Here is a 22,792-nt window from a genome sequence, read left to right on the forward strand (position 1 = left end):
TGCCCCCCGTCACAGGCGGACGGTCGGACGGGGCGGCACGGCGCCGCCGGACCCGCCGCCCCGGCCGGGACGGAGGGGTCAGTCGGCGGCCCCGGGGCTGGGCGAGGGCGACGGTTCGGCCTCCTCCTCCGCCTCCCGCTCCTCCTCCTCGCGCTGCCGCTCCTCCTCTTCCTCCTCCAGGCGTTCGGCCTCCGCCCGGTCCGCGGCGCGGGTCGTGCACACCTCGTCGGAGGGGGCGGACGCGCCGTCCACGGCGACCACGGTGAAGCAGTACTCGACGGCGGTGACGGCCGTGACGACCTGGGCGGACACCACGCCGGGGCCGGTCCTGGCCAGGGTGGCCTGGGGGTGGTCCTGCGGGCCGCCCAACACGAAGAACGAGGCGGTGCCCCCGCTGTTGTCCGTCCAGGCCAGCTCGACGGAGCCGTAGTTGTCGGACAACAGCACCTGTGACGGCGCGGAGACCTCCGGCGGGGCCTCGGGCGCGACGACCTCGTCCGCTGCGGGGTCCCCGGCCGGGGCCTCCGGCTCGGGCTCCTCGGCCGCGGCCGTCACCACGGGCTCCTCGGGGCCGGTCGCGGCGAACACGCCGGAGACGCTGGTGGCGAGCAGGATGCCGCAGACGGTGACGCCGATGTGGAGGTGGCGGCGCCAGCGCGCCTGGCCCCGGTCCCCGTCCTGCGCGGGGGACCACACGGGGACGTCGTCCTTCTCGTCCGGGGTCCGGTCCACGGGGAGGAAGGAGGACTCGGCGGTGCCGGTCCACCCCTCCAGCCGGGACCAGGCGCGCAGCGGGGAGATCTCCTCGCCGCGCATCTTGGCCATCATGATCTCGGCCGTGCCGCCGGCGTCGAGGGCCGGAAGCCTGCTGCCCTCCAGGCCGGTGGGGCGGCGCAGCGGCGCCCGCCGTTCCCGCGGGGTCCGGGGACCGGCCGGGGGGTGGGCGCCGCCCGGAGGCGTGCCGGGCTCGCCCGCGGCCGGCGAGGGGGCGACGGGGAGCGCCGCCGGTCCGTGCTGGGCGGCCGGTGGGTCCTGGGGCCCGGAGGGCGCGTGGTGGGTCGGCGGGTCGGCGGGGGACCAGGGGGCCCCGGGGGGTGTCCGGGGGCCGGTGGGCGCACCGTGGGGGTCCTGCGGGCCGGACGGCGCGTACGCGGGGAACGGGGGCCGCCCGGGGTCGGCCTGCGGCGCCCGGGGACCGGTGGGCGCGGCGTTCGGTGGGGCGTGGGGTCCGGAGGGTGCGCGGTGGGCCGACGGTTCTCCGGAGGGCCACGGGGCCCCGGGAGGGGCCTGGGGTCCGGAGGGCGCACCGTGGGGGACCTGCGGGCCGGACGGCGCCGCCGGGGGCGTCCACGGCCCCGAGGGCACGGAATAGGGGTTCTGCGCTCCGCCGGGCACGGAGAGGGGGGCACGCGGTCCCGTGGCGGGAGCCGGGGGGCCGGACGGCGGCGCCTCGGTTCCCGTGGGCGGGGCCGGGTCCGCCCCGGGGGAGGCGGGGGGCGCCTGCCGCGCGCCGTGGGAACCCTGCGGACCGGTGTACGGGTCGGCGGGGGCGTGCGGAGGGGTGTTCGGCCCGGTGGCCCACGGGGCCACCGGAGCGTGCGAGGCCTGGGGACCGCTGGGGAACCACTGCGCGGCCGGGGACTGCGGTCCCGACAGGGGCGCCTGGGGTCCGGTCGCCGGAGCGAGCGCCCCGCCCACCGGTTCCCGCGTACCCGAGAAGGGGGCCTGGCCGCCGGTGGAACCGGCCGACGGCGCGGCGGACCGGGCCGTGCGCGCCTGCTCGAACGCCGCGGCGAACGCCGACGCGTTCGGGAAGCGCTCCTCGGGGAGCTTGGCCAGGGCCCGGGTGAGCACACCGCGCAGCTTGCGGGAGACGTCCGGCCGGGGGACCGGGCTCGGCTCCTCCGAGAGGACCCGCTCCGCGTACGTCCGGGCGTCGAACGGGCCGCCGTCCGTCGGCGAGAACGGCGCGTGCCCGGCGAGCATCGTCCAGACGGTGGAGGCCAGCTGGTAGACGTCGGTCGCGGGCGTGCGGGCCTCGCCGCGCAGCACTTCCGGCGCCGCGTGCAGGAAGGCCTCCGTGCCGGGGGCGGGCGGGGGCAGGGCCTCACCGGACCTCCGGACCGAGCCGAAACCGGTCAGGACCGGCGTCCGTCCCGCCCGGAGGACGTTCCCCGGGCAGACGTCGTTGTGCAGCAGGCCCCGCCCGTGCATCGACCCCAGCGCCGCCGCCGCGCCACGGGCGACGGCCGCGGCCTCCTGCACCGGCGCGGGCCCCCTGCGGACGAGCATGTCGCCGAAGGAGCCGTCCGCGTAGAACGGCAGGACCACGAACACGTCACCGTCGGCGGTGGTCCCCGCGTCCAGCAGCGGCACCACGCCGGGCACCCCGGCGAGGTCGCGGAGCTGGTTCAGCTCGGCGCGGCCCAGGGCCTCGGGGAGGACCTTGAGGACGACGTCGGCACCGCTGGTGGAGCGCGTCGCCCGGATGATCCGGGCGCGCCGCCCCTGGTGGAGCAGTGCGGACGTGTCGTACCCGGGCGCCCAGGGGGCGTGCTCGGAGCCGGACACGGGAGAGCGACCCCCTTGTGGCGTTCGTGGTGGAGGATCCCCGCCGCCTCTCGGGCGGTGGGGGAGTGGGCCCCGAAGGCACCGGTGTCACGGGTGCTACGGGAACGGGGACACGTCGGTGAGGGGGCTCTGGATCATCTGCTGACGGGTGGTGTTGCCCCACCCGCGTTCCTCGTTGACCTCCTGCTGCCGGCCGAAGGCCCCGATGAGGGCGATGACCCCGCAGATCAGCGCGACCAGGATCAGCCCGCCGATCACCGCGGGCCACACCTGCTGCCTGCGGCGCCAGTAGCGGCTCGACCCGTACAGCAGCGCCGACCGCAGCTGCCGGTGCCGCAGGGCGTCCGCCTGGAGGACGTACTTCTCCTCGTTGGGCGTGTAGTGGAACGCCTCGGGGAGCTGCGGGTCCGGATCGGAGGAGGCAGGCGGGGACGTCGGGGTCGGGGAGGACATCGCCGCTCAGCCTACTAGAACAGACCGTCGAGGTACTTGGTCAGCCGACCGTAGTTGTCCGCGGTGTTGCTGGTGGCCGCGATCACCTTCGCGAAGGCCGAGTTGACCTCGGAGAACTGGGTGTCGAACTCCGACGCCTTGGCCTGGAACTGGGCGCTGCCGGAGCCCTCCCACTGGCTGACCGTCGACTCCGACTGCTCGTTGATCTGGCTCATGATCGCGGAGAAGCGGCCCAGGTGGGCCTGCTGGTCCTCGGCCAGGCCCTGGAGGCCGGCGACGTCGCCGTACACGTCGAACTGGGAACCCATGGGGGAAAGCCTTTCTGGAGGGAGGAGCGGGGAGAGGTGCGGGGGCTCAGACGTTGACCGGGCGGCTGAGGCCGCCGAGGTCGTTCCCGGCCTGCGAGTACTCGGCGCTGGAGTCCGTGTCGGTGACGTTGAACTCCTGCTGGCCCTCGTTGAGCTTGATGCCGTTCTGGCTGCACCAGGTCATGAGCTCGTCGAAGCGCTCGGTCAGCTGTTCGCGGGCCATGCGGAAGTCGGTGAGCGCCTGGCCCTGGAGGGAGTCGGCGTCGTTGACCATGTCCTGGATGAGCTGGTTCATCTGGGTGCGGAGGCCGTCGGACTCCTGCCCGAGCTGCTCACCGCCGGTGGAGAGGCTGTTGACGTTTTCAAGACCGACGTGCGACATCTGGACCTTTCCGGAAAGTCGGGTGGGGGCTCGCCCTCCGGCCCCTGTTCGCACGGGGATGCGTGTGGCCACAGGAGGAAGGGGAGGATACGGACGATAGTAAGGATCCCACCTCTCGGTCAACGGAGGTGCGCGTCTCGTGACCTCGGACGCCGTGCAGGAAGACCGGGTTCTCGCGGGGCCCGGCGGCCCGGATCCGCATCGAGCCACCCCGGACGGGGGTTTCCCGCACTCCCGTCCCGGGCCGCCCGTGGGCGGGGGCGGATGCGGCTGGCCGCTTCCGGCCATGTGCGGGCGGCCGCACCGGGGGCCTCAGGAGGAGGGGGACCCGGAGGGATCGGCGCTGGGATCGTCGGTCGCCGGCTCCGTCGCCCAGCGGACCGCGAGGGGCCACCCGTCCATGGACGCGTCGTGGAAGCGCGGGAAGGCCTCGGCTGTCTCCTCCACGGAGCCGTCCGCGAGGTCCACCCGGAACCAGGCCTCACCGGTCTGGAGCAGGACGGCCTCCCGCCCGGGGGCGGGCGCGTACTGCTCGACCGGACCGTCGGCGTCCTCCAGCAGCCGGGTCGCCCGGTGGCCCTGGCCCTCGACCGTCACCAGGTACGCGCCCGGCGGTGTGTCGGCGCCGCCCACGGCGTCCGGGCGCAGGAGGGCGGTGCCCTCGCCCCACACCGGGGCCCCGTCGAAGGTCTGCCACTGGCCGCCGTCGACGTTGAGCGTCGCGTTCACCACGCTGCCGTCGGTCTGCCGCACCACGAGGCTGCCCCCGTCGGAGGCGTTCATCTGCTGGGTCTGCACGCTGTTGCGGATGTGCAGCGCCCCCTCGGGGGTGAGGGTCCAGTCGCTGGGCCGCTGGGCCTCGCCCAGGGCGAGGCTCCCCTCCTGGTTGGGGGTGCCGGTGGGGGCGTCCAGCGGCACCGACAGCACCTGGGGCGGAGCCCCGTCCTGCTCGTTGTCGGACACGAACCAGAGCCGGTCGCCGTGGATGACCGGCTGTGACAGGACCTCGCCGGCGGCCGGGGTGACGGTCTCGACCGGCTGGTAGGAGACCTCCTCCACGTCGGCCTGCCCGGCGTCCTCCGGGTCGGTGAGCACGGCGACGTTCACGGCGTTGGGCTCCGTGGTCGCGTACGCGAAGAACGCCCAGTCCTCGGAGAACTGCGCGTGCACGGGGACCGACGGGGCCATGGGGTCGACCGCCCCGTCGGGGAGCGCGATCCGGTGCGTCGGCTGCCCCGTCGCGGGGTCGTGGAACACGAGGACCTGGTCGGTCTCCGGGTCGCCGCCCTCGAACCCCCGGTGCAGCAGGGCCAGCCCGGTCAGCCCCTCCTCGGCCAGGCCTTCGACCGTCTCGGCGGGTCCGTCGGAGCCGCCGGACGTGTCCGTGCAGGCGGTGAGGGCGGCGAGGGCGAGCAGGCACACGGCCGGGGTCAGGGCGGGGGAACGCCGCATGGAGCTGCCTTTCGGGGAAGGTCGGTGACGGGAGCCGGGGGAGGGTGCACGGGGGCGGGGACAGAAGGGTGGGATCACTCCGAGGGTGTCATGGTTCGTTCCCCGACAGCGCACCCAGGACCGGGTTCGCCCGGGACACGGGCACCGGGGCGGCAGCGCCCGTCAGGGAGGCCACCGTCCCTGCTGTCGGCGTCATTGGGGCGCGGTCCATGCCGTTCTCCTCCCGGGTGCGGCGCAGCGGACCGCCGGACGTGCGCGGGCGCGCGCTTCCGGCGCGGTCACGTCAGCCCCGCCACACGGGGGACCGGCTCCCCGCGCGTGTGCTCGCGCACGAGCACGGCGCCGGGGACCTCCTGGAAGGTCCCCGGGCCCAGGGCCTCCTCGACCTCCCAGACGTTGTCGATCCCGCCGAGGTCGACCTCCACGGGAAGCGCGATCGTCTCCTCGGGGCCTTCCGCGTCCCAGTCGAAGACGGCGACCTCCATGTTGTCCTCCTCCTCGGACCACCTCGGCTTGAGCAGGGAGTCCTTGAGCGGGAGCTGGCCGGAGACGGTGCTTCCCACGCTGTTCTCGTCGGTGACGACCGTGTCCTTCACCGAGCCCGAGAAGTCCCGGACCTCGAAGCGGTCCTCCCACTGCCCGTTCTCCAGGCGCTCCGAGCGGACCGCCAGGTAGCCGTGGGGCAGGACGCGCAGCACGGTGTCCTCCGGACCGGAGGGGAGCGCTTCGGACAGCACCTCCCCGCGTACCGTGTCGATCACGACGGTGCCGCGCATGAGCGCCATGTTCTGGAGCACGGCCACGTCGCCCGCGGCGGCGAACGTCTCCTCGTCGAGCTGTTCGGGGTGCTCGGCCGCGTCGTCGAAGTCCTGCCCCCGCACCAGGCTCCACTGCTCCTCCCCGGTGGCGGTGTCGAGGCTCGTCAGGCGCAGGTCGGAGCCGCCGCACGCGTGGACCACCACGACGCCGCTGGGGGTGAGGAAGCCGTCCTCGACCCGCGGGTCCCCTATGCCGCCGGGGCACCGCAGGCGCTCGCCGCGCCACCCCGGTTCGTCGTCCCACGGGGAGAAGGAGACGGCGACTCCGCCCCCGTCGCCGGGCCCGGCCGTCACCAGGCCGTCGTCGGTCACGAGGCCGGCGTGCTGGACCGACAGCCGGTCCGTTCCGGCGCTGCCGTGTTCGAGCACGAGCGTCTCCACCCCGGTGCCGGAGTCCAGGAGCACGAGGGAGCCGCTTGCGCTCACGGCCACGAACGTCCCGTCGGGGGAGACCGCGGCCTCGGCCTCGGAGCCCAGGAGGCGGTAGCTCCACACCTCTTTCCCCGTCCTGGTGTCCAGGCCCACCACACCGTCGTTCAGGTGCAGAACCGCGCCGGTGGGCACGGGGTGGACCCCCACGAGTTCCCCGTCCCGAGGGCCCTCCCAGACCCACGACGCCTCGGAGACCGTGGTCGGCACCGCGAGCTCCTCGAGGTCGTCCCCGGACATCTCGTGGACGACCTCGTGTCCGGCCAGCTCCCGGACCTGTTGGCCGGAGCCGGAGAGGATCCCGCATCCGGGCGTCCCGAGGAGGAGCACGGCGGTCGCCGCCGTAGAGCTCAGGATCATGGGGAATCGATTCATGTCTCTCTCATCCGACTCTGCCGCACGCTGTCCGAACCCGGGCAGTCGCGCTCGCGCATGGCGAAGGCCCATCGAATTGCTGAGAGCTGTCGGGCGAGGCTTCTCCTCATATCCCTTTGCCCGAACCGCTCCATGCTCAGGTCAGACCGACGACCCGGGTAATCGGACCCGTCTGCGGATACTCGCGGACGAGCACAGCGCCCGGCGCTGCCTCGAAGCTACCGGGGCCCACGGCGGAGTCCAGTTCGGAGAGACTGGCCAGTTCCAACACGTCCATGTCCACCGGAAGCTCGATCAGGTGTTCAGCCTCGGATCCCTCCCAGTCGACGACGGAGATCCGCGTCGAGTCACCTCCCTCGGCGAGCGTGAGTTTCAGGAACGAGTCCTCGAGGGGCAGGAAGCCGGTGGTAGTTCCCGAGACCCGGTTCCGATCGATGCCGGTCGACCCCCTCACGTCTCCCGAGAAGTCGCGGATCTCGTAGTCGAGTCGGTCTCCCCGCTCACGCACTCCCAGGTAGCCGTCCGGTAGGACGCGCAACAGGTCGTTGCCGAGTTCGTCGGGGAGCTCCTCGGAGATGACCCTGCCGTTTTCCACGTCGATGGCCACAGTGCCGCGGAGCGCACCGATGGTCTCCAGGACCGCTACGTCACCGGTCAACCCGAAACTGTGGGACGACGAGTGTTCGAAGTCCTCCTCCGCGGTCAGCCGCCAGACTTCCTCGCCTGTCGCCGTGTCCACACCGGTCATCACTGTGTCCGACCCCCCGCACTGCTGGACGAGCACGATGCGTGTGTTCGTGGGCATGGCCTGGACGATATCGGTGGCACTTCCTCCGCCGGGGCAGCTGAGCGGCTGACCGGTCCACCCGCCCTGAGAACCCTCCCAGGGCTCCAGAGTGAGGGCGGCCGTCGCGCTGTCCTCGGTCGAGAGGGAAACCAGTCCGCCATCGGTCACGAGGCCCGCGCCGTGGATCGAGAGCGCCCCTTCGTCATCGTGTCCGTGCTCGAAAACCTGCCGTTCCTCTCCGGTCACGCTGTCCAGGACGGCAGCCCAACCCTCGGCGCTCACGACAGTATGGGAGCCGTCGGGGGAAATGGAGACCTGCGCGACGGAATCGGCGATGTGGTAGTTCCACAGGGTCGCACCTGTGGCGGTGTCGATGCCGGCGGCACCGTTGCTGAGATGTGCCACAGCCCCGGTCGGAACGGGAAGGACGCGTTCCACACGGCTGTTCTCAGGGGCTTCCCATGTCCAGGCAACCTCGGAGACGGTTGCGGGGACAGGGAGCTCCGACGGTGTTCCGCCCGTGGTCTCGTGGGTGACCTCGAAGCCCGCGAAACGCTCCGCCTGGTCTGAGCTGGGTTGTGTGCAACCGCTGACGATGAGGGCGGATACGGACATCAGGATGACGGTCGCCTGAAAGGTTCTGAGTTTCATGTGCGTCTATCGCTAGAAAGGGAGAAGAAAAGTTTTTACCCTGGGCGATCACTCGTTGATCTTGCCTCGGGCGGTGTTGTAAGCGGAGACATACTCCTCGACCGCATCATCGGGATCGCCTCCTCCGGTGATGGTGCCGTTCGCTGAGGCTACTTGCCAGGCGTTTCGCAGGGTATCCGAATATTCATTCGGCGAGACCTCCCACTGGAGTCTGCTGGCAGGAATGTAATATTCTCCGTTCGCGTCTGTTTGTACGAGTCCGGGGATGCTCGCGTTCAGGGTCTCCATCACGGCCGGGTCGTTCATCGCGATTTCCTGGACCATCCGGAGTTTCACGGTCTCCTGGATCTCCCACTCTCCGGTGTTGTTGTCGACCCGCTGTTCTGCTGCGTAGGCCTCGACGTTGAACTCCTCCTTGCTGGCGATCTTGAAGGCTTCCGCCGCAGTGGCGCTTCCAGGAACAGGGACCTCCGAGAGCATGGCCCCGAACATGTCGACGGCGTAGCCGGTGACCTTGTTCTGGTAGTTCGCCGCAGCATCGCTGTTTTCCTCTCGTCGCTCGGCTTCCGCCTCTAGTGCCACGTCGACGAGCCCTCGGAGTACTCCGGACTGCGCAGCGCTGTCAGTGGGAATGAAGCCGTCCTCACCGGGGGCGCCGGTGTAGGAACCCAGAGACTCGTGTCCGTAGACCAGGGTCTCTGTGTAGACCCGGGAAGCCGCGTCGCCGTCACCCATGATCTGCTGTACGAAGTTCGTCCGGGCGTCAGGATTCAGCATCAGACCGTGTTCCGGGTCCCAATAGGTTGTGTCATTACCGCTTCCCTGGTCGGCGAGGGGAGTTCCGTATTCGCTGGCGAAACCGTCGATATGTGTGGAGAACAGCTCTGACCACTCCCAGGCGAGTTTCGAGTTGAGGTGTCCCGCAGAAGCGTCTTCCCAGGCCATGTCCACCGTTCTGCCGTTCGCATCTACGATTTGCCCTTCAACCGGATATCCGGTCCCTGAGAGCGCGTTGACGAAGTGTGGATCGGCGAACAGGTCGACCAGCCCGGCCATGGCTTCCCCAGCCCGTTCTTGCTCATGGGGTGCACCGTCCGACTGTTCCCAGATCCAGTTCGTCAACTCGGAGGCGGTGGCTCCGTCGTCTGGCCAGTTGTAGGTGTAGAGCGCCCGGACCGTCATGGCGGAGTCCAGCCCGTGGACCGGGTGCTCGTAGGGGCCCTCACCTGTGAGAATGGCGTGGTTAGCGTCCTCGTTCCGGGTGGAAACGCCGATCAGGATCTCCGCGTCATTGTTGAAGAAGAGGGGGTTGCCGCGGTTGTCGTCCTCGTCGTCCGGGTCGGGGTTTCTGACGTCCAGTTCGTTCGCGACGGTCTGGGTCAGGTTCACGGAGAACTGCTCACCGCCGCGGAGCTCCGCATTCGCGTGTTCCATCAGGTGCGTGAGAGGTTCCATCTGGGGATACCAGGCGAGCCGGTCGTAGGAGCCCTCCGGATCCGGGCCCTCCACGACATTGCGAACACTCTCGGGTAGCTTGTCGTAGCCGCCGAGGAGGCTTTCGTCCGACAGGACCAGGAGACCTCCCCCCAGGGCTCCGAGAAGGTCCTCTGCCTGCTCCGACGGGATCCCGTTGTGCTCCGCGATGCTGTGTGAGACCCCGAGCACCCCAGGATGTTCTCCGGCGGTGCCCCCGGCTTCCTCCAACGCGTCGTAGAAGTCGGTCAGGAACGCGAGCTCCTCGCTTGTCAGCGTGCCGCCGTTGTTCTGCCGGTCCACCGCGACGTATCCGAAGTTGTTGAGCAGCGCGACGATTTCGTTGATGTCGCCGTCATAACCTTCTGGGTCAGCGAGGTACTCCACCACCTCATCGGCCATCTCGTCAGGATCGGCGTCGATGGGCATGGTCTCGACGTCGCCGCCCAGGTTGAAGTACGACCAGGTGACGTAGCCGCTCTCAATGAGGCGCTGAACGGCCTCGGGAGTGGGGCCGTCCTTCAGGTCATTCATAATCTCGGTGGATCTGGATTCGAGTTCGCCGTACGCGGTGGCCTCCTCCGACTCCAGTTCCTCCTTGAGGGCGGACAACGCCTCCCCCGCCTTCTCAGCCGGGGTCTTCTGGCCTACGAATTGGAAGACGGCCTCAGTGTCCTCCAGGTCCGCCTCGTGAGCCGGAGCCTCATCGTTCCACCTATTGATGATCCTGAGGCGCTCACGCTTGTACGTGCTCACGTGGTCGGCCCACTCCTCGGTGACCGCCGCACAGAAGCGGAGACTCGACGCCACCTCCATCCAGGTGGCGAGGTCCGAGGCGCTCACCGTCGAGATGTCCCACTTGACGACTTCGGTGAATTCCTTGGCCGCGCTGTCGAAGTCCTCGTCCATTCCCTCGGCACGCCCGAGCAGCCTCCGTTCCAGCATGTTGATGTCCTCGGCCCCGGCCCTGATCTCGGACACCTTCATGGGCGGGTCGTAGTGCATTTCCAGGGTGTAGGAACCCACCATCACGGCTTCGGTGGTGGCGCCGCTGTAGGTCACGCCTCTGGCGGACATGGAGAGTCTTCCTGTGTCGGTGTGGTGAGGGGTCAGCGCGGAGGGGCGTCGCCGGGGAAGTTGACCTGGGGCATGTCGACCCACGCCCCGCTGAACTCCTCGCCGCCGTCGTAGTCGTTCTGGGCGATCTCCGAGGCGCCCGCCTGGATGTTGTTCGCCAGGACGATCCCGTTCTGCTGCACCTGGTGCACTTCCGGCTGGAGGTCGTCCCTGAAGGCGATGTAGCCCGAGGAGACCCAGCCCGTGTAGCTCGCCAGATCGTCCATGAGCATGGTGAAGGTCTCCTCCAGGCCGACCATCGCCTCGGCCATCGCTTCGGCCTGGGCTCCCTGCTCCATCGCCGCCCAGGTGTTCGCTCCGGCTTCACCACTGCTCATGGGGTGCCACTCCTCAAGTCTGTTGTTCGGGGGTCGGTCCCTCTGGGGACCGGGTACCGGGTCCGGATGCACACGGTTCCGGGGACGAGGGACATTGAACCGGACGAATGTCACGACAGGTGCGCGGCCGGGCACGCCGGGTCGGCGAAGTCGCAGGTGGGCGGCGGGTCTGTGACGGTGGCCGCATCCGGCCACGCACGCCCGGGCCGCACACGGGCCGCCCCTGGCCGCCCGCGGGCCGTACACGGCGGACCCCGGGCCCGCGCATCCCCGGGACCTCAGGGGGTGCACGGGCCCCCGGGTCTACGCCGGGGAGTCGCTCCAGCCGACCTGCACCAGGTCGGGGCGCTGCCCCCGACGCGCCAGCTGGGCGCGGCCGACCGGGAGCTGCTTGGACGCCGTGCCGTTGGCCAGGCGCCCCTCCATCCGGTCGCCGGAGAACAGCATGCCGGGCGTGGCCATGTCGGTCAGCGCCTGGAGCACCGGCTCGAACATCGCCCGAGCCGAACCGCCCGTGCGCCGGGCCGCGATGACGTGCAGGCCCAGGTCCGCGCCCTGCGGGATGAACGGTGCCAGCGGTGCGAGCGGGTTCGACCGCGCTCCCAGCATGTCCATGTCGTCCACCACGATGAACAGGTCCAGGCCCTTCCACCAGCTGCGCTCGCGCAGCTGCTTCGGGGTGACGTCCGGTCCCGGCATCCGCTCCTTGAGGGACCCGGCCAGGTTCGCCGCGACCGCCTTGGTCTGCTCCGCGCTCGTGCAGTACGCCAGCAGGTGCTCCTCGGGGACCAGCTCCAGGTGGCTGCGGCGGAAGTCCACCATGACCACGCCGACCTGGTCGGCCGGCCGGCGCACGATCTGCTTGACCAGTCCGCGCAGCAGGGCGGTCTTGCCGGTCTGCGGGTCCCCGTACACGACCAGGTGGGGGTCCCGGTCCAGGTTCGTGGCCACGGGGGCGAGCGTGCTCTCGGCCATGCCCAGCACCAGTTCGGTGTCGCGGCGGCCCCGCGGGGTGCGGCGCCCCTTGAGCAGGTCGTCCAGCTCGACCTTGGCGGGCAGGGTCTTGACGCCCTGGACGGCCTTCTGCGGCCACCGCTCGCCGACCCGCTTGACCAGGTCCCGGATGCCGTCGGTGACGTCCTCGTCCGAGGCGACCCCGTCCACCCGGGGCAGCGCCACGTGCGTGTGGTGCTCCGCCGAGGTCAGGCCGCGCCCGGGGGTGTCCTTGGGGATCTCGTCGGCGACCTTGCGGCCGATCCCCGAGTCCATCGGGTCGCTCAGCCGCAGCTCGAACCGGCCGCCGAACAGGGCCTGGAGCCGGGAGCGGACCTGCGAGGTCGCCGCGCCGGTCAGCACCGTGTGCACGCCGAGGGAGGGACCCCGGGTCGCGATGTCCATCAGGACCTCGTCGGCCTCGTCGAAGGTGTCGCGCACCGAGGACCAGCCGTCGATCATCAGGAACAGGTCGCCGACCACGTTCCCGGCCACCTTCCCGTCCGCGCGCGCCTGGCGCAGCGCGGCGGGGGAGTCCAGCTTGTACTTGCGGAACACCCGCTGGCGCCGGTCGAGCTGGGCGCGCACGTCCACCAGGACCCGCTGCACCTTCTCGGGGTCGGCCCGCCCGGCCACACCCGCCACGTGGGGCAGGTCCTCCATGGCCTGGAGCGCGCCGCCGCCGAAGTCGATGGCGTACACGCCCACCCGGCCCGGCGGGTACCGCCACGCCAGGCTCGCGATGAGGGTGCGGAGCATCGTGGACTTGCCGGACTGGGGGCCGCCCAGGACGATGACGTTGCCCTCGGCCCCGGTGAAGTCCATCTCGGCGGGGACGACCCGCTGCTCGCGGGGGATGTCGGTCAGGCCGAGGACCGCGCGCATCTCCGCGGCGGGGGGCTCGGTCCCGGGGCCCTCCAGGTCGTCGCCCTCGCCCAGGTCGGCGAGCACGGTGTCCAGGGTGAGCAGTTCGGGCAGCGGCTCCAGCCAGATCGGCCGCACCTTCTCCGCTCCCGACGCCACCAGCCGGTCCACGGTCACCTGAAGGGTGGTGCGCTTGTCCTTCCTGGGCCTGGACTCCTCGCCCTTGGCGCGGACCGACGCCATGAGCGACTCCACCAGCGAGCCCTCGCCGGTCACCTTGCTGAGGCCGTTGTAGGACAGCAGGGGGAGGACGGGCTCGTGCTCCTCCTTCTCCTCCTCGGCCGGGGGCTCGTAGGGCTGGGAGACCATGGCGGCCTTGAACCGCTCGAAGACGGAGGTGTCCACCTTGAGGTAGCCCGATCCGGGCTCGGGCGGCAGGTGGTAGGCGTCGCCGACGCCGATGGCCTCGCGGCTCTCCGCCTCGGAGAACGTGCGCAGGCCCACCCGGTAGGACAGGTGCGACTCCAGGCCCTTGAGCTTGCCCGACTCCAGCCGCTGCGTGGCCAGGAGCAGGTGCACGCCGATGGACCGGCCGATCCGGCCGATGGCCACGAACAGCTCGGCGAAGTCCGGGTGGGCGGTGAGCAGCTCGGAGAACTCGTCGATGATGATCAGCAGGTGCGGCAGCGGCTCCATGCCCGGGTCCTCCTCCCGGGCCGCCTCGTAGGCGTGCAGGTTGGGCAGGTTGCCCGCGTCCTTGAGGATCTGCTGGCGCCGTGTCAGCTCGCCGAAGGTGGCCTCCCGGAACCGCATCACCAGGGAGTCGTCGTCGGCCAGGTTGGTGATCAGCCCCGTGCTGTGCGGCAGCCGGTCGGTGTCGGCGAAGGTCGCGCCGCCCTTGAAGTCGACCAGCAGCAGCGCCAGCGACTCGGGGGAGTGGTTGATGACCAGCGACGCCACCATGGTCCGCAGCATCTCCGACTTGCCGGAGCCGGTCGCGCCGACCACCAGGCCGTGCGGCCCCATGCCGCCGAACGCCGACTCCTTCAGGTCCAGCAGCACCGCGTTGCCGTTGGGGCCCACACCGATGGGGACGCGCAGGTAGTCGCCGGTGCTGCGCTTGCGCCAGGTGCGGCGGGTGTCCAGCTGGGCGACGTCGGACACGCCCAGGATCTCGGGGAGGCCCACGGTGGCGTGCATGGCGTCGTCGCCGTCGGAGGCGGCGATGCCGTACGGGGCCAGGATGCGGGCCAGGCTCGTCAGGTGGGCGACGTCCGACCGGTCGGCGGTCCCCCGGAGCGGCGTGCGGTCGGGGTTGTCGCCGGCGCCCGGGAGCTCGGTGTCCTCGGTGAGGGTGCCGTCGGCGTCGACGTTCAGGCGCAGGTCCACCGACTCCGGTTCCTCGCGCCGGTCCGCCACCAGCGCGATGATGTGGATGCCCAGGTCGGAGAGGGAGGCGACGGGGGGTTCGGCGTGCAGGCCGGACAGGGTCGACTGGTGCTCGCCGTCGAGGACCACGACGAGCCGCTGCGTCCCGGGCCCCGGGGGCTTGCCGCGCCGCCGCTGGAGGTCGACGGTGCGCCGCTCGATCTCGTCGGCGAGCAGTTCGCCGGCCTGCACGGTGTTGGCGGACACGAACCTGGCGGGCATCGGCCCGTCCTGGGCGTCGTCGAACGTGTTGTGGGGCAGCCACTTGAGCCATTCCCACCGGTCGCGGAGCTTGGTGTCCCGGACCACGCCGATCCGCAGGTCGTGCGGGGAGTGGAAGGCGGCCATCTGGGCGATCATGCTGCGGACCAGCCCGCGTCCCGCCTCGCGGTCCCCGACGACCGACACCACTCCGTGCTCCCGCAGCGGGACGACGAGCGGCATCTCGGGGACGTCCGCGTACAGCTCGATGAGCTGGTCGGCGGCGCCCTGGCAGACGGGGTCGTACTCGATGAGCGGGGAGGAGGTGTCGACCTTGAGCCTGAGCCGCCGGGAGAGGGGGCGCGTGCCCGTGCCCGCGCGCACGTCGAGGAAGTCGGGGTCGGCGGGACGCCGCTCCCACCTCCTCGTCCGCGAGCGGGCGGGCTCGGTGAGGAGTGAGGGGTCGGGGTGGCGGAACGCGTTGTCCGCGCGCTGGGTGGAGGCGACGTCCCGCACGATCTCGCGGAGCTGGTCGAGGTAGTCGACGTAGCGCTCGCGCTGCTCCCGCATGCGCTTGCGGGGGCCGTTGTGCTGGGCCACGAACATGATGATGCCGACGACCACGCTGGCCATCATGATCATGACGCCGGCGACGGCCATCAGGGGGCGGTGACCCATGGTGATGGACATCAGGAGCGAACCCGAACCGGTGATGATCGGCATGATGATCATCGCCCCCGAGCTGGACGCCGGCGCGTTCTCGGGCAGCTGCGGCGGGGCAGCGATGACCAGGGGAGTGTTCCCGGGAGCAGGAGGGACACTGCGGGCAGGGCGGGGCACAGGTCTCGTCGCCACAGCGATCTCTTTCCGTCCACCTACGGGGGTTGGTGTCTGGGTGACTACGCTAGGAATGATCTCGCGAACCCCGCGAATCACCTAATTCGCGTCCGTCCTCCCCCTTCGCGGCGAATGCCGCCCACGACGACGACAGAAGGAACCATTGGTGTGAGTGGATACTGCCGGGTCACCGTCACCGGACCGGAGCGCTGGGCCGATCTGGCACTTCCCGGCACCGTTCCCGTGGCGACCCTGATGCCGCGCATCATCGAGGTCTGCGCGCCCGACGAGGAGCGGACGGAGCCCGCCGCCTGGTCTCTGACCACGGTGGACGGGTCGCCCGTGCACCCGGACGAACCCCTGGAGAGCGCCGGGGTCTACGACGGCGACGTCCTGCTGCTGGACCGCCGCACCGCCCCGAGCCGCCCCTCCCACGTGGACGACGTCCGCGGCGCCGTCGAGGACAGGGTCGACGACACCGCGCGCATCTGGAACCCCGCGACGACGCTGTCCTTCGGCCTTCTCGTGGCCAGTATCGGCCCCCTGGTCCTCCTGGGGCTGATGATGCGGCTCCTCCCCTCGGCGGGACACCTGGGCGTCGCCGCGGTGGGGACCCTGTTCACGGTCGCCGTCATGCTGCTCGCCGCACGCAGGCCCCTGCCCGCCGTCGCGCACGTGCTGTTCGCGGCGGCCTGCGTGTGGGGCGCGGTCACCGCGGTGCTCGCCGCCGCCCTGGTGACGAGCACGAACCCGCTGGTGACGGCGGCCTTCGCGCTCTCCGGGGCGCTCCTGGTCGCGGTGATCGGCTGGGCCATGCACGAGACGGGTCTGGCGTACATCGCCGGGCTCGGGGTCGTCGCGGTGGCCGCGGCCGTCCTCGTCGTGGTGGGGATCTTCACCGAGCCGGTCCAGGGCGTGCGTTCCATGGGCATCGCCCTGGCGCTGTGCGTGGGGGCCCTGCCGCGCGTCGCCATGGTGATGGGCGGCCTGTCCGGCCTCGACTACGAGGTGGGGCGCTCGGGCCAGGTGCCCACGGAGCGGTTCGAGGACACGTACGGCAACACCGACCGCCTGCTGCTGGGGATCGTGCTGGGCGCGGCGGTGAGCGGCGGCGCCGTCACCGTGCTCCTCGCCGTCCTGGCCCAGGGGCTGCCCGACCTGCTGCTGGGCGGGCTGCTCTCGGTCCTGCTGGTCCTGCGCTCGCGGCTGTTCGACCGGATCCGCCACGTGCTGCCGCTGCGGCTGGCCGGGGTGCTGGGCGTGGGGGCCACGGGTGTCGCGGTCGTGGGCGAGTACCCGTTCATGGGCCCCTGGCTGCCGCTGATCGTGCTCCTGGCCGGGATCGTGCTCGGGGTGCTGAGCTGGGTGCGGCTGACCGACGTGCCCCGCGCCTCGCTGCGCCGCCTCCTGAACTGGACCGAGGTCCTGGTCATCATCGGCATGTCCGCGGTGTTCGCGTGGGCGATGGGGCTGTTCGCCTTCGTCGCCCGCATGACCGGCTAGGCGGCGTTCCGCGGACGCCGACCGCCGCCCGTCGGGGCGGGCGTCCGCGGGACCCCGCCCCGGGGCGGGCCAACGGCCGGGACCGGAGCTCGGGGACGGTGCGTGACGGTTCGTGTGCGCCGGACGCTAGGGTGTCCGCCGACCCGACAGTCCCGAGAGGATCTCCCGTGCCCGAACCGAAGAAGTGCGTCCCGGCCGCCGCAGCAGGTCTCGTCCTCACGCTCCTGCTGGGTGCCTGCGGAAGCGCCGCCGAGGAGGAGCCGCAGGCCCCGGACGCCGCCGGAGCCCAGGACGAGCCCGCTGACGTCCGGGAAGAGCCCGCCGAGGCGGAGATCGAGCTGCGCGACCCGATGGAGATGGCCCCCGACGACCTGTGCACGGTGCTCCCGGAGGAGGTCCTGGAGGAGCTCCTCGGCGCGGAGGACATGCGCGACGACTCACCGAGCACGACCGGGCGGCCCGACCCCGGGACGCTCGAGAGCGACCAGCGCCTGAGGATGAACTGCATGCTGCTCTCGCTGAGCGGCTTCACCCTCCGGTACGACATGGAGATCCACGAGGGGCCCTACGCCGACAGCGCCGCGCCGGACCTCACGGCGGAGGAGGCGGACCCGGACCTCGGAGTCGGCGACCTCGCCGTGGCCGGTTCCGAGAACGACGCGGGGAGTGCGCAGGTCACGGCGGTCGAGGGGCAGGTCTTCGTGGACGTGCACTACTCGCGCATGGGATCGGGCGACGCGGACGCGATGCTCGACGGCGCGCTCCTGGCGGCGGAGGAACTGCTCGCCGCGGTGAACGGCTCCTGACGAGGGGCCGGGCGGGGGAGATGGCCGGAACCGGTCAGGCGTTCCGCTCCTCCCCGGCCGCGGAGCCCTCGGAGACGGAGACCTCGGCCGGGGGCGCGGCGGCGGGCTCGCAGCGCGCGCGGAGGCTGCGGCGCCGGCGCGCCTCGCGCAGCGAGACCCCGACGATGCGCGCGGCGGTGAGGCCGGCGACCACGGCGAGCGGGAGGACGAGCATGGTCACCGGCTGGCGGATGCCGTGGAAGCGCGCCCCGGCCTCGTCGAGGACGATGAACCCCGCGGGCCGTGCGCGCACGAACCCGCCGCCGCCCGCGCCGTCCCCTCCCGCGGCGAACAGGCGGCTGGAACCGCCGCCCAAGCTGGTGAGGGACGTGATCCTCGCGACCGGGACGACCGTGGAACCCCCCGACACCACCGGGTCGCCGAAGACGGTCGCGGACCTGGCCGCGGCCCCGGTGCTCCGGACCAGGTCGGACAGGACGGACAGCGCGGGGCTGGTGCGGCGGCCGGAGGCCGCCTCGCGGATGCGGCTGCTGACGTTTTCCGGCATGGCCTCTGGTCCTCTCGGGGTACGGGCACGGGCTTTCACGCTATAGCGCCCGGGCGGCGCCGTGAGGAGCCGGGTCCTTCCGGCGCGCCCCGGACGGCGCGGGCCGAACGCGGTCCCGGCACCCCGACACCCCCTGCCCCCGGCAGTGCCGACCGTCCCGGTGTCCCCGTCAGCCCCGTCAGAACAGCGTCTCGGCGGGCTCCAGGGTGTCGGGGTCGACCAGGACGACGCGCCCCTCGGCGGAGACGCCCGCCAGGACCTCGCCCCCGGGGTGCACGGAGACCTCCTGGAGCCCGTCAGCTCCACGGCCGCCGGCCGCGAGGTCCTCGCCGGTCTCCGTGTCGAACGCGTGGGTCGTGTACGCGCCGTCCTCCAGGGGGTCGTCCCCGGGGGCCAGCCAGCTCACGTACACGCGGTCGAGCGCCGCGGAGAGCGCCAGGTCCACGAGGATCGGCCCTTCGGCGTCGGCGAAGCCCGTGAGCTCGAAGGACCGCACCTCCGAGCGCGCCGCGTAGTCCCACCACACGATCCGGTCGCCGACGAGGTGGACCACCTCGTCGGCTCCGGGCACCGCGGCGAACAGGCGGTGCGACGTCCCCCGGACGGTGTGCAGCTCCTCGCCGCTCTCCGCGTCCCACACGGTGATCGTCCCCCCGTCGTTGGTGAGGACGCGCCCGGTGTCCGCGAAGGCCGTCCCGTGGACCGGGGCCTCCGCGATCTCGGACACCCGGGCGCCGGTCCCCGTGTCGATGACGGCGACGCTCGGCCTGTCGTCGGCCCGCTCCAGCGAGACGGCCAGCCGCGACCCGTCGGGGCTGAACGCGAGGCCCTCCGCGTGGCGCGGCCTGGCCGTCCACGTCCCCCCGGTCCCGACGGGCCCGTCCTGCGGCCCCAGGTGCTCGGCGGACGTGCCGGCCGCGAGGTCGAAGGTGCGGGCGACCCGCACCTGCTCGTCGCCCCGGCCCTCGTAGGACGTGGGCACGGTCACGGCGAGGGTGCACCCGGTCGGGGCGAACACCGGGCCCACCGCGAGCCCCACCGACCCGGCCGGCCTGGCGACCTCCTCCCCGACCCGCCAGTCCCACACCGTCAGCCCGTGTTCGGCGGTGGTGACGGCCAGGCGGTCGCCGTCCGGGCTGAAGGCGGTCTCCCACACCGTGGTCCGCGCGCCGTCGACGTCCTCACCGGGCGGCGGGAACCCTCCGCCGTCCGGGCAGCCGCCCTCGGTGACCAGCCCGGCGGTGTCCGCCCCGCCCGGTTCCCCCGCCGCGCCACCGTCCCCGGTCGACAGGCGGTGCCCCCACACGGCCGCCCCGGCCACGGCGGCCAGGGCGAGGACCGCCGCGGCCGCGGCGACCGCCCTCCGGCCGTTCCGGCGCCCCCGGGCGTCCGCCCCGGTGCTCCCGTCCGGCACGCCCGCCTCCCCCGGCCCGGTCCCGGAGGGCCGCTCCGCCCGCCCCGGCCCGTCGGCCACCGCCGCCTCCTGCCGTGCCGCGGCCTCCTCCAGCCGGGCGAGGAACCCAGGCGGCCACGGGCCCGGATCGGCGGGGCCGCCGAGCATCCGCACCAGGTCGGCGGCGCTGGGGCGCAGGTCCGGTCCCCGGCGCAGGCACGCGTCGACCAGCCCCCGGAGCTGGAGCGGGACGCGCGGCAGGCCGGGAGCCCCCTCGGCCCCGCTCGCGGCGAAGGACAGGGTCGCCGCCCACGAGAACACGTCCGCGGCGGGGGCCGCGCCGCCCTCGGGCGCCGAGAAGGAGGGGTGGGGAGCGCGCTGACCGGCGTCCGACGCGGCCCGTTCCAGCCCGGCGTCGGCGAGGAGCGCGGTCTCCCGGGTGAGCACCACCCCGTCGGGCCGCAGCGCACCGTGGGAGCGGCCCCGGGCGTGCAGCTCGGCGAGCCCCTGTGCCAGGGCGAGGGCGAGCGCGTGGAGGGCGTCCGCGGGGACCGGGCCGTGGTCGCGGACGTGGTCGGCCAGGGCCGGGCCGAGGGGCCGGTCGACCGCCGCCCACGGCACGGCTCCGCCCAGGTCGGCGGAGCGCACGCCGCACACGTGGCGGCCGTCCGGTCCGTACGCGCTCTCCACCAGGCGGGTGAACGCCGACCGGAACCCGGGGTCGGCGGCATACCCGGAGCGCACGACCCTCACGGCCACGGGGCGCTCCCCCGGCACCGAGCCCAGGTAGACGCGCGCGCAGGCGTCCTCGCCCAGGCGGGCGTGGAGCCGGTAGGGGCCGACGGCCGGGGGATCGTGGGGGTGGAGAGGGAGCATGGGCCTTACCGGTGTCGTGGCGGTGCGGGTGGAGCGGACCCGTGTCCGGTGCGGGACCGCGCCGTGCGGGGGCGGCCGGGTCGCCGGAGCCGGGTCCCGGGACCCGTGCGGAGGGGGCCGCGGCTGGTCAGCCGATACGGCTGTGGAGGCGCAGGCGCTCCGCGTCCACGATCCAGACGTCCGAGTCGAGGAGCGGGACCCCCGTGAACACGTGGCCGTCGGGGTGCATGCCGAGCCGGCTGACGTACCCCTCGTCCTCCTCCCCGGTCAGCTCCTCGCCGGTGGAGAACTCCCAGACCTTCATCCCGAACCCCTCCGAGTCCTCGTCGACGATCAGCTCGCCGGACGTGTACGGGGCGTACAGCCGGTCCGCACCGGGGCTCAGGACGAACTCGCTGAGCCCGTTCTCCGGCATCGCGGCCGGGGCGAACGTGCGGGACGGGCCCCCGTCGAGGAAGTCCTCGTGCACGACCCCGTCCCCGGTCATGTACAGGAGGCCGCCGTCCTCGTCGGGGAGTTCGAGGTTGGACCCGTACCCGGGCTCGGCGCCCCCGGCCTCGAAGAGGGTCCCGCCGCTCTCCGTGTCCCAGACCCGCACCTGCCCCGTGTAGTCGACGGCCGCCAGATACCCGCCGCCGGGGGAGACCGCGATCGTGTGGGCGCCGTCGGTCCCGCTGTAGGTGTCGGTGACCTCGGCGGTCTCCAGGTCGACGCGCAGCACGGCCGACTCCGGCTCCCCCGTGCCCTCGACCAGGTACAGGCCCTCGCCGTCGGGGTCGAAGGCCGAGGCGACGACCTCCACGTCCCCCCGGTACACGGTGTGCTCGCCCGTCCCGGCGACGTACACGTGCACGCCCGTCCCGTTGTAGCCGACGCGGCAGCCGTCCGGGCTGACGAGCGGGGTGGGCGACAGGCCGGGGACCTCGTCCTCGATCCGGGCGATCTCGGTCCCCTCCTCCCAGTCCCACAGGGCCAGCCCCTGGCTCCCGGCGACGACGAGGACCCGGCCGTCGGCGGAGAACACGGTGCCGGGAGGGACGGACGACGACGGGATGCTCGGCACGGGCCGTGCCGCCTCGGCGAGCTCCGGGGCGATGTGCTCGGTGAGGTCGCACCGGACGCGGCGGCCGGGGTCCTCCTCCGCGGTCCCGCCGCCGAACGGGCCGGCCAGGGCCCACGTCCCCGCCCCGGCGGTGAGGAGCAGCGCGGCCCCCGCGGCGCCGACGAGCAGTGGTCGCCGCCGGGCCCGGGAGACGGGGGCGCCGCCCGCGGCCCCGGGGCCTGCGGCGGCGACGGCGTCCCGGTACTCGCCGTCGATCCGTTCGAGCGTGTGGACGGCGGGCGGGGGCAGCCAGGCGGACGCCGTCGTCGGAGGCGCCGCCGGACCGCCCAGGGCGTGCAGCACCCGCGACGCGGAGGGACGTTCCCGGGGGTCCTTGTCCAGGCACGCCGAGACGAGGCCGTGCAGCCGCTCGGGGATGCCCGTCAGCACGGGGTCCTGGTTCGTGATGCGGTACATCACGGCGGAGGGGTGGCCCTCGCCGAACGGCCCGGTGCCGGTCAGCGCGTACACGATCATCCCGCCCAGGGCGAAGACGTCGGCGGCGGAGCCGCCCGGCTCCCGGCGGATGTTCTCGGGGGCCATGTACCCCGGGGTGCCGACGAGCCGCCCGTCCCCGTCCGGCCCGGCGTCCTCCAGCGCGGCGGCGATGCCGAAGTCGATGACCTGCGGTCCCGCGGCCGAGACCATCACGTTGCCGGGTTTGAGGTCGCGGTGCACCAGCCCGTGGGAGTGCACCCGTTCCAGGGCCTGGGCGACGCCCCGGGCGGCGAACCGCACGCTGTCCTCTGGCAGCGGCCCCACGGACCGGACCAGGTCGTGCAGGGAGGGGCCCCGCACGTACTCGGTGGCCATCCAGGGGGTCCGGCCGGACGTGTCCGCGTCCAGCACCCGGGGCGTGTGGGCGCCGTGCACCCGGCGGGCGAGGTCGAGTTCGCGCGCGAACCGCTCCCGGAAGTCGGGGTCGTACGCGTACTCCGCCCGCACCACCTTGACGGCGGCGGTGCGGCCCTCCCGGTCGATCCCCAGGTAGACGCGGCCCATGCCGCCGGCGCCCAGCAGGGCGACGGTCCGGTACGGTCCGACCCGGCGCGGATCGCGGGGTGCGAGGTGCTGCATGGCGGCCCTCCG

General features: G+C 72.7%; 15 protein-coding genes. 2 read left to right on the plus strand and 13 right to left on the minus strand.

Features of this window, described 5'->3' with window-relative positions; translation table 11 throughout:
- Positions 1-78 precede the first annotated feature (78 nt).
- From ACFQBR_RS29220 to eccCa, 10 genes are all read right to left on the minus strand, one after another.
- Entirely contained in the window at positions 79-2,571 is a 2,493-nt protein-coding gene (locus ACFQBR_RS29220; protein WP_378554902.1) for a serine/threonine protein kinase, read from the minus strand.
- Between the two features lie 96 nt (positions 2,572-2,667).
- On the minus strand, positions 2,668-3,024 hold the full coding sequence (locus ACFQBR_RS29225) for a hypothetical protein (RefSeq protein WP_267947610.1): 357 nt from the start codon (positions 3,022-3,024) through the stop codon (positions 2,668-2,670).
- Between the two features lie 14 nt (positions 3,025-3,038).
- The gene (locus tag ACFQBR_RS29230; RefSeq protein WP_267947611.1) at positions 3,039-3,332 is read right to left on the minus strand and encodes a WXG100 family type VII secretion target; all 294 of its coding nucleotides are present in this window, start codon (positions 3,330-3,332) and stop codon (positions 3,039-3,041) included.
- A 46-nt stretch (positions 3,333-3,378) separates the two neighbouring features.
- The gene (locus tag ACFQBR_RS29235; protein ID WP_267947612.1) at positions 3,379-3,714 is read right to left on the minus strand and encodes a hypothetical protein; all 336 of its coding nucleotides are present in this window, start codon (positions 3,712-3,714) and stop codon (positions 3,379-3,381) included.
- 312 nt (positions 3,715-4,026) lie between these two features.
- On the minus strand, positions 4,027-5,166 hold the full coding sequence (locus tag ACFQBR_RS29240; RefSeq protein ID WP_344184566.1) for a hypothetical protein: 1,140 nt from the start codon (positions 5,164-5,166) through the stop codon (positions 4,027-4,029).
- Between the two features lie 278 nt (positions 5,167-5,444).
- Positions 5,445-6,788 (minus strand): outer membrane protein assembly factor BamB family protein, encoded by a 1,344-nt coding sequence (locus tag ACFQBR_RS29245; protein WP_344184565.1) that lies wholly within the window; start codon positions 6,786-6,788, stop codon positions 5,445-5,447.
- Positions 6,789-6,924: 136 nt separating this feature from the next.
- Positions 6,925-8,226 (minus strand): outer membrane protein assembly factor BamB family protein, encoded by a 1,302-nt coding sequence (locus ACFQBR_RS29250; RefSeq protein ID WP_344184564.1) that lies wholly within the window; start codon positions 8,224-8,226, stop codon positions 6,925-6,927.
- Between the two features lie 48 nt (positions 8,227-8,274).
- Complete coding sequence (locus tag ACFQBR_RS29255) at positions 8,275-10,776, minus strand: TPR repeat domain-containing protein (protein WP_344184563.1); 2,502 nt, start codon at positions 10,774-10,776, stop codon at positions 8,275-8,277.
- Positions 10,777-10,808: 32 nt separating this feature from the next.
- A complete protein-coding gene (locus tag ACFQBR_RS29260) occupies positions 10,809-11,153 on the minus strand; it encodes a hypothetical protein (protein WP_344184562.1) in 345 nt (114 codons plus the stop codon).
- Positions 11,154-11,456: 303 nt separating this feature from the next.
- A complete protein-coding gene (gene eccCa / locus ACFQBR_RS29265) occupies positions 11,457-15,425 on the minus strand; it encodes a type VII secretion protein EccCa (RefSeq protein ID WP_378554907.1) in 3,969 nt (1,322 codons plus the stop codon).
- Positions 15,426-15,644: 219 nt separating this feature from the next.
- Here eccCa and eccD point away from each other — a divergent pair, with 219 nt between their 5' ends.
- Together eccD and ACFQBR_RS29275 are read left to right on the plus strand one after the other, a co-directional pair.
- A complete protein-coding gene (eccD, locus tag ACFQBR_RS29270; protein WP_267947615.1) occupies positions 15,645-16,979 on the plus strand; it encodes a type VII secretion integral membrane protein EccD in 1,335 nt (444 codons plus the stop codon).
- Positions 16,980-17,146: 167 nt separating this feature from the next.
- Positions 17,147-17,785, plus strand: a complete 639-nt coding sequence (locus tag ACFQBR_RS29275; protein WP_344184561.1) for a hypothetical protein — start codon at positions 17,147-17,149, stop codon at positions 17,783-17,785.
- A gap of 34 nt (positions 17,786-17,819) precedes the next feature.
- Here ACFQBR_RS29275 and ACFQBR_RS29280 read toward each other — a convergent pair whose 3' ends face one another.
- The 3 genes from ACFQBR_RS29280 to ACFQBR_RS29290 all read right to left on the minus strand — a co-directional run bounded on the left by ACFQBR_RS29280 (position 17,820) and on the right by ACFQBR_RS29290 (position 22,780).
- The gene (locus ACFQBR_RS29280; RefSeq protein ID WP_267947617.1) at positions 17,820-18,332 is read right to left on the minus strand and encodes a hypothetical protein; all 513 of its coding nucleotides are present in this window, start codon (positions 18,330-18,332) and stop codon (positions 17,820-17,822) included.
- Positions 18,333-18,510: 178 nt separating this feature from the next.
- A complete protein-coding gene (locus ACFQBR_RS29285) occupies positions 18,511-20,601 on the minus strand; it encodes an acyl-ACP thioesterase (protein ID WP_378554903.1) in 2,091 nt (696 codons plus the stop codon).
- Positions 20,602-20,728: 127 nt separating this feature from the next.
- Positions 20,729-22,780 (minus strand): protein kinase domain-containing protein, encoded by a 2,052-nt coding sequence (locus ACFQBR_RS29290; RefSeq protein ID WP_378554904.1) that lies wholly within the window; start codon positions 22,778-22,780, stop codon positions 20,729-20,731.
- Between the last annotated feature and the right edge of the window lie 12 nt (positions 22,781-22,792).

Origin of the sequence: Nocardiopsis tropica (assembly GCF_042660575.1) — a bacterium.
GTDB classification, from domain to species: Bacteria; Actinomycetota; Actinomycetes; order Streptosporangiales; family Streptosporangiaceae; genus Nocardiopsis; species Nocardiopsis tropica.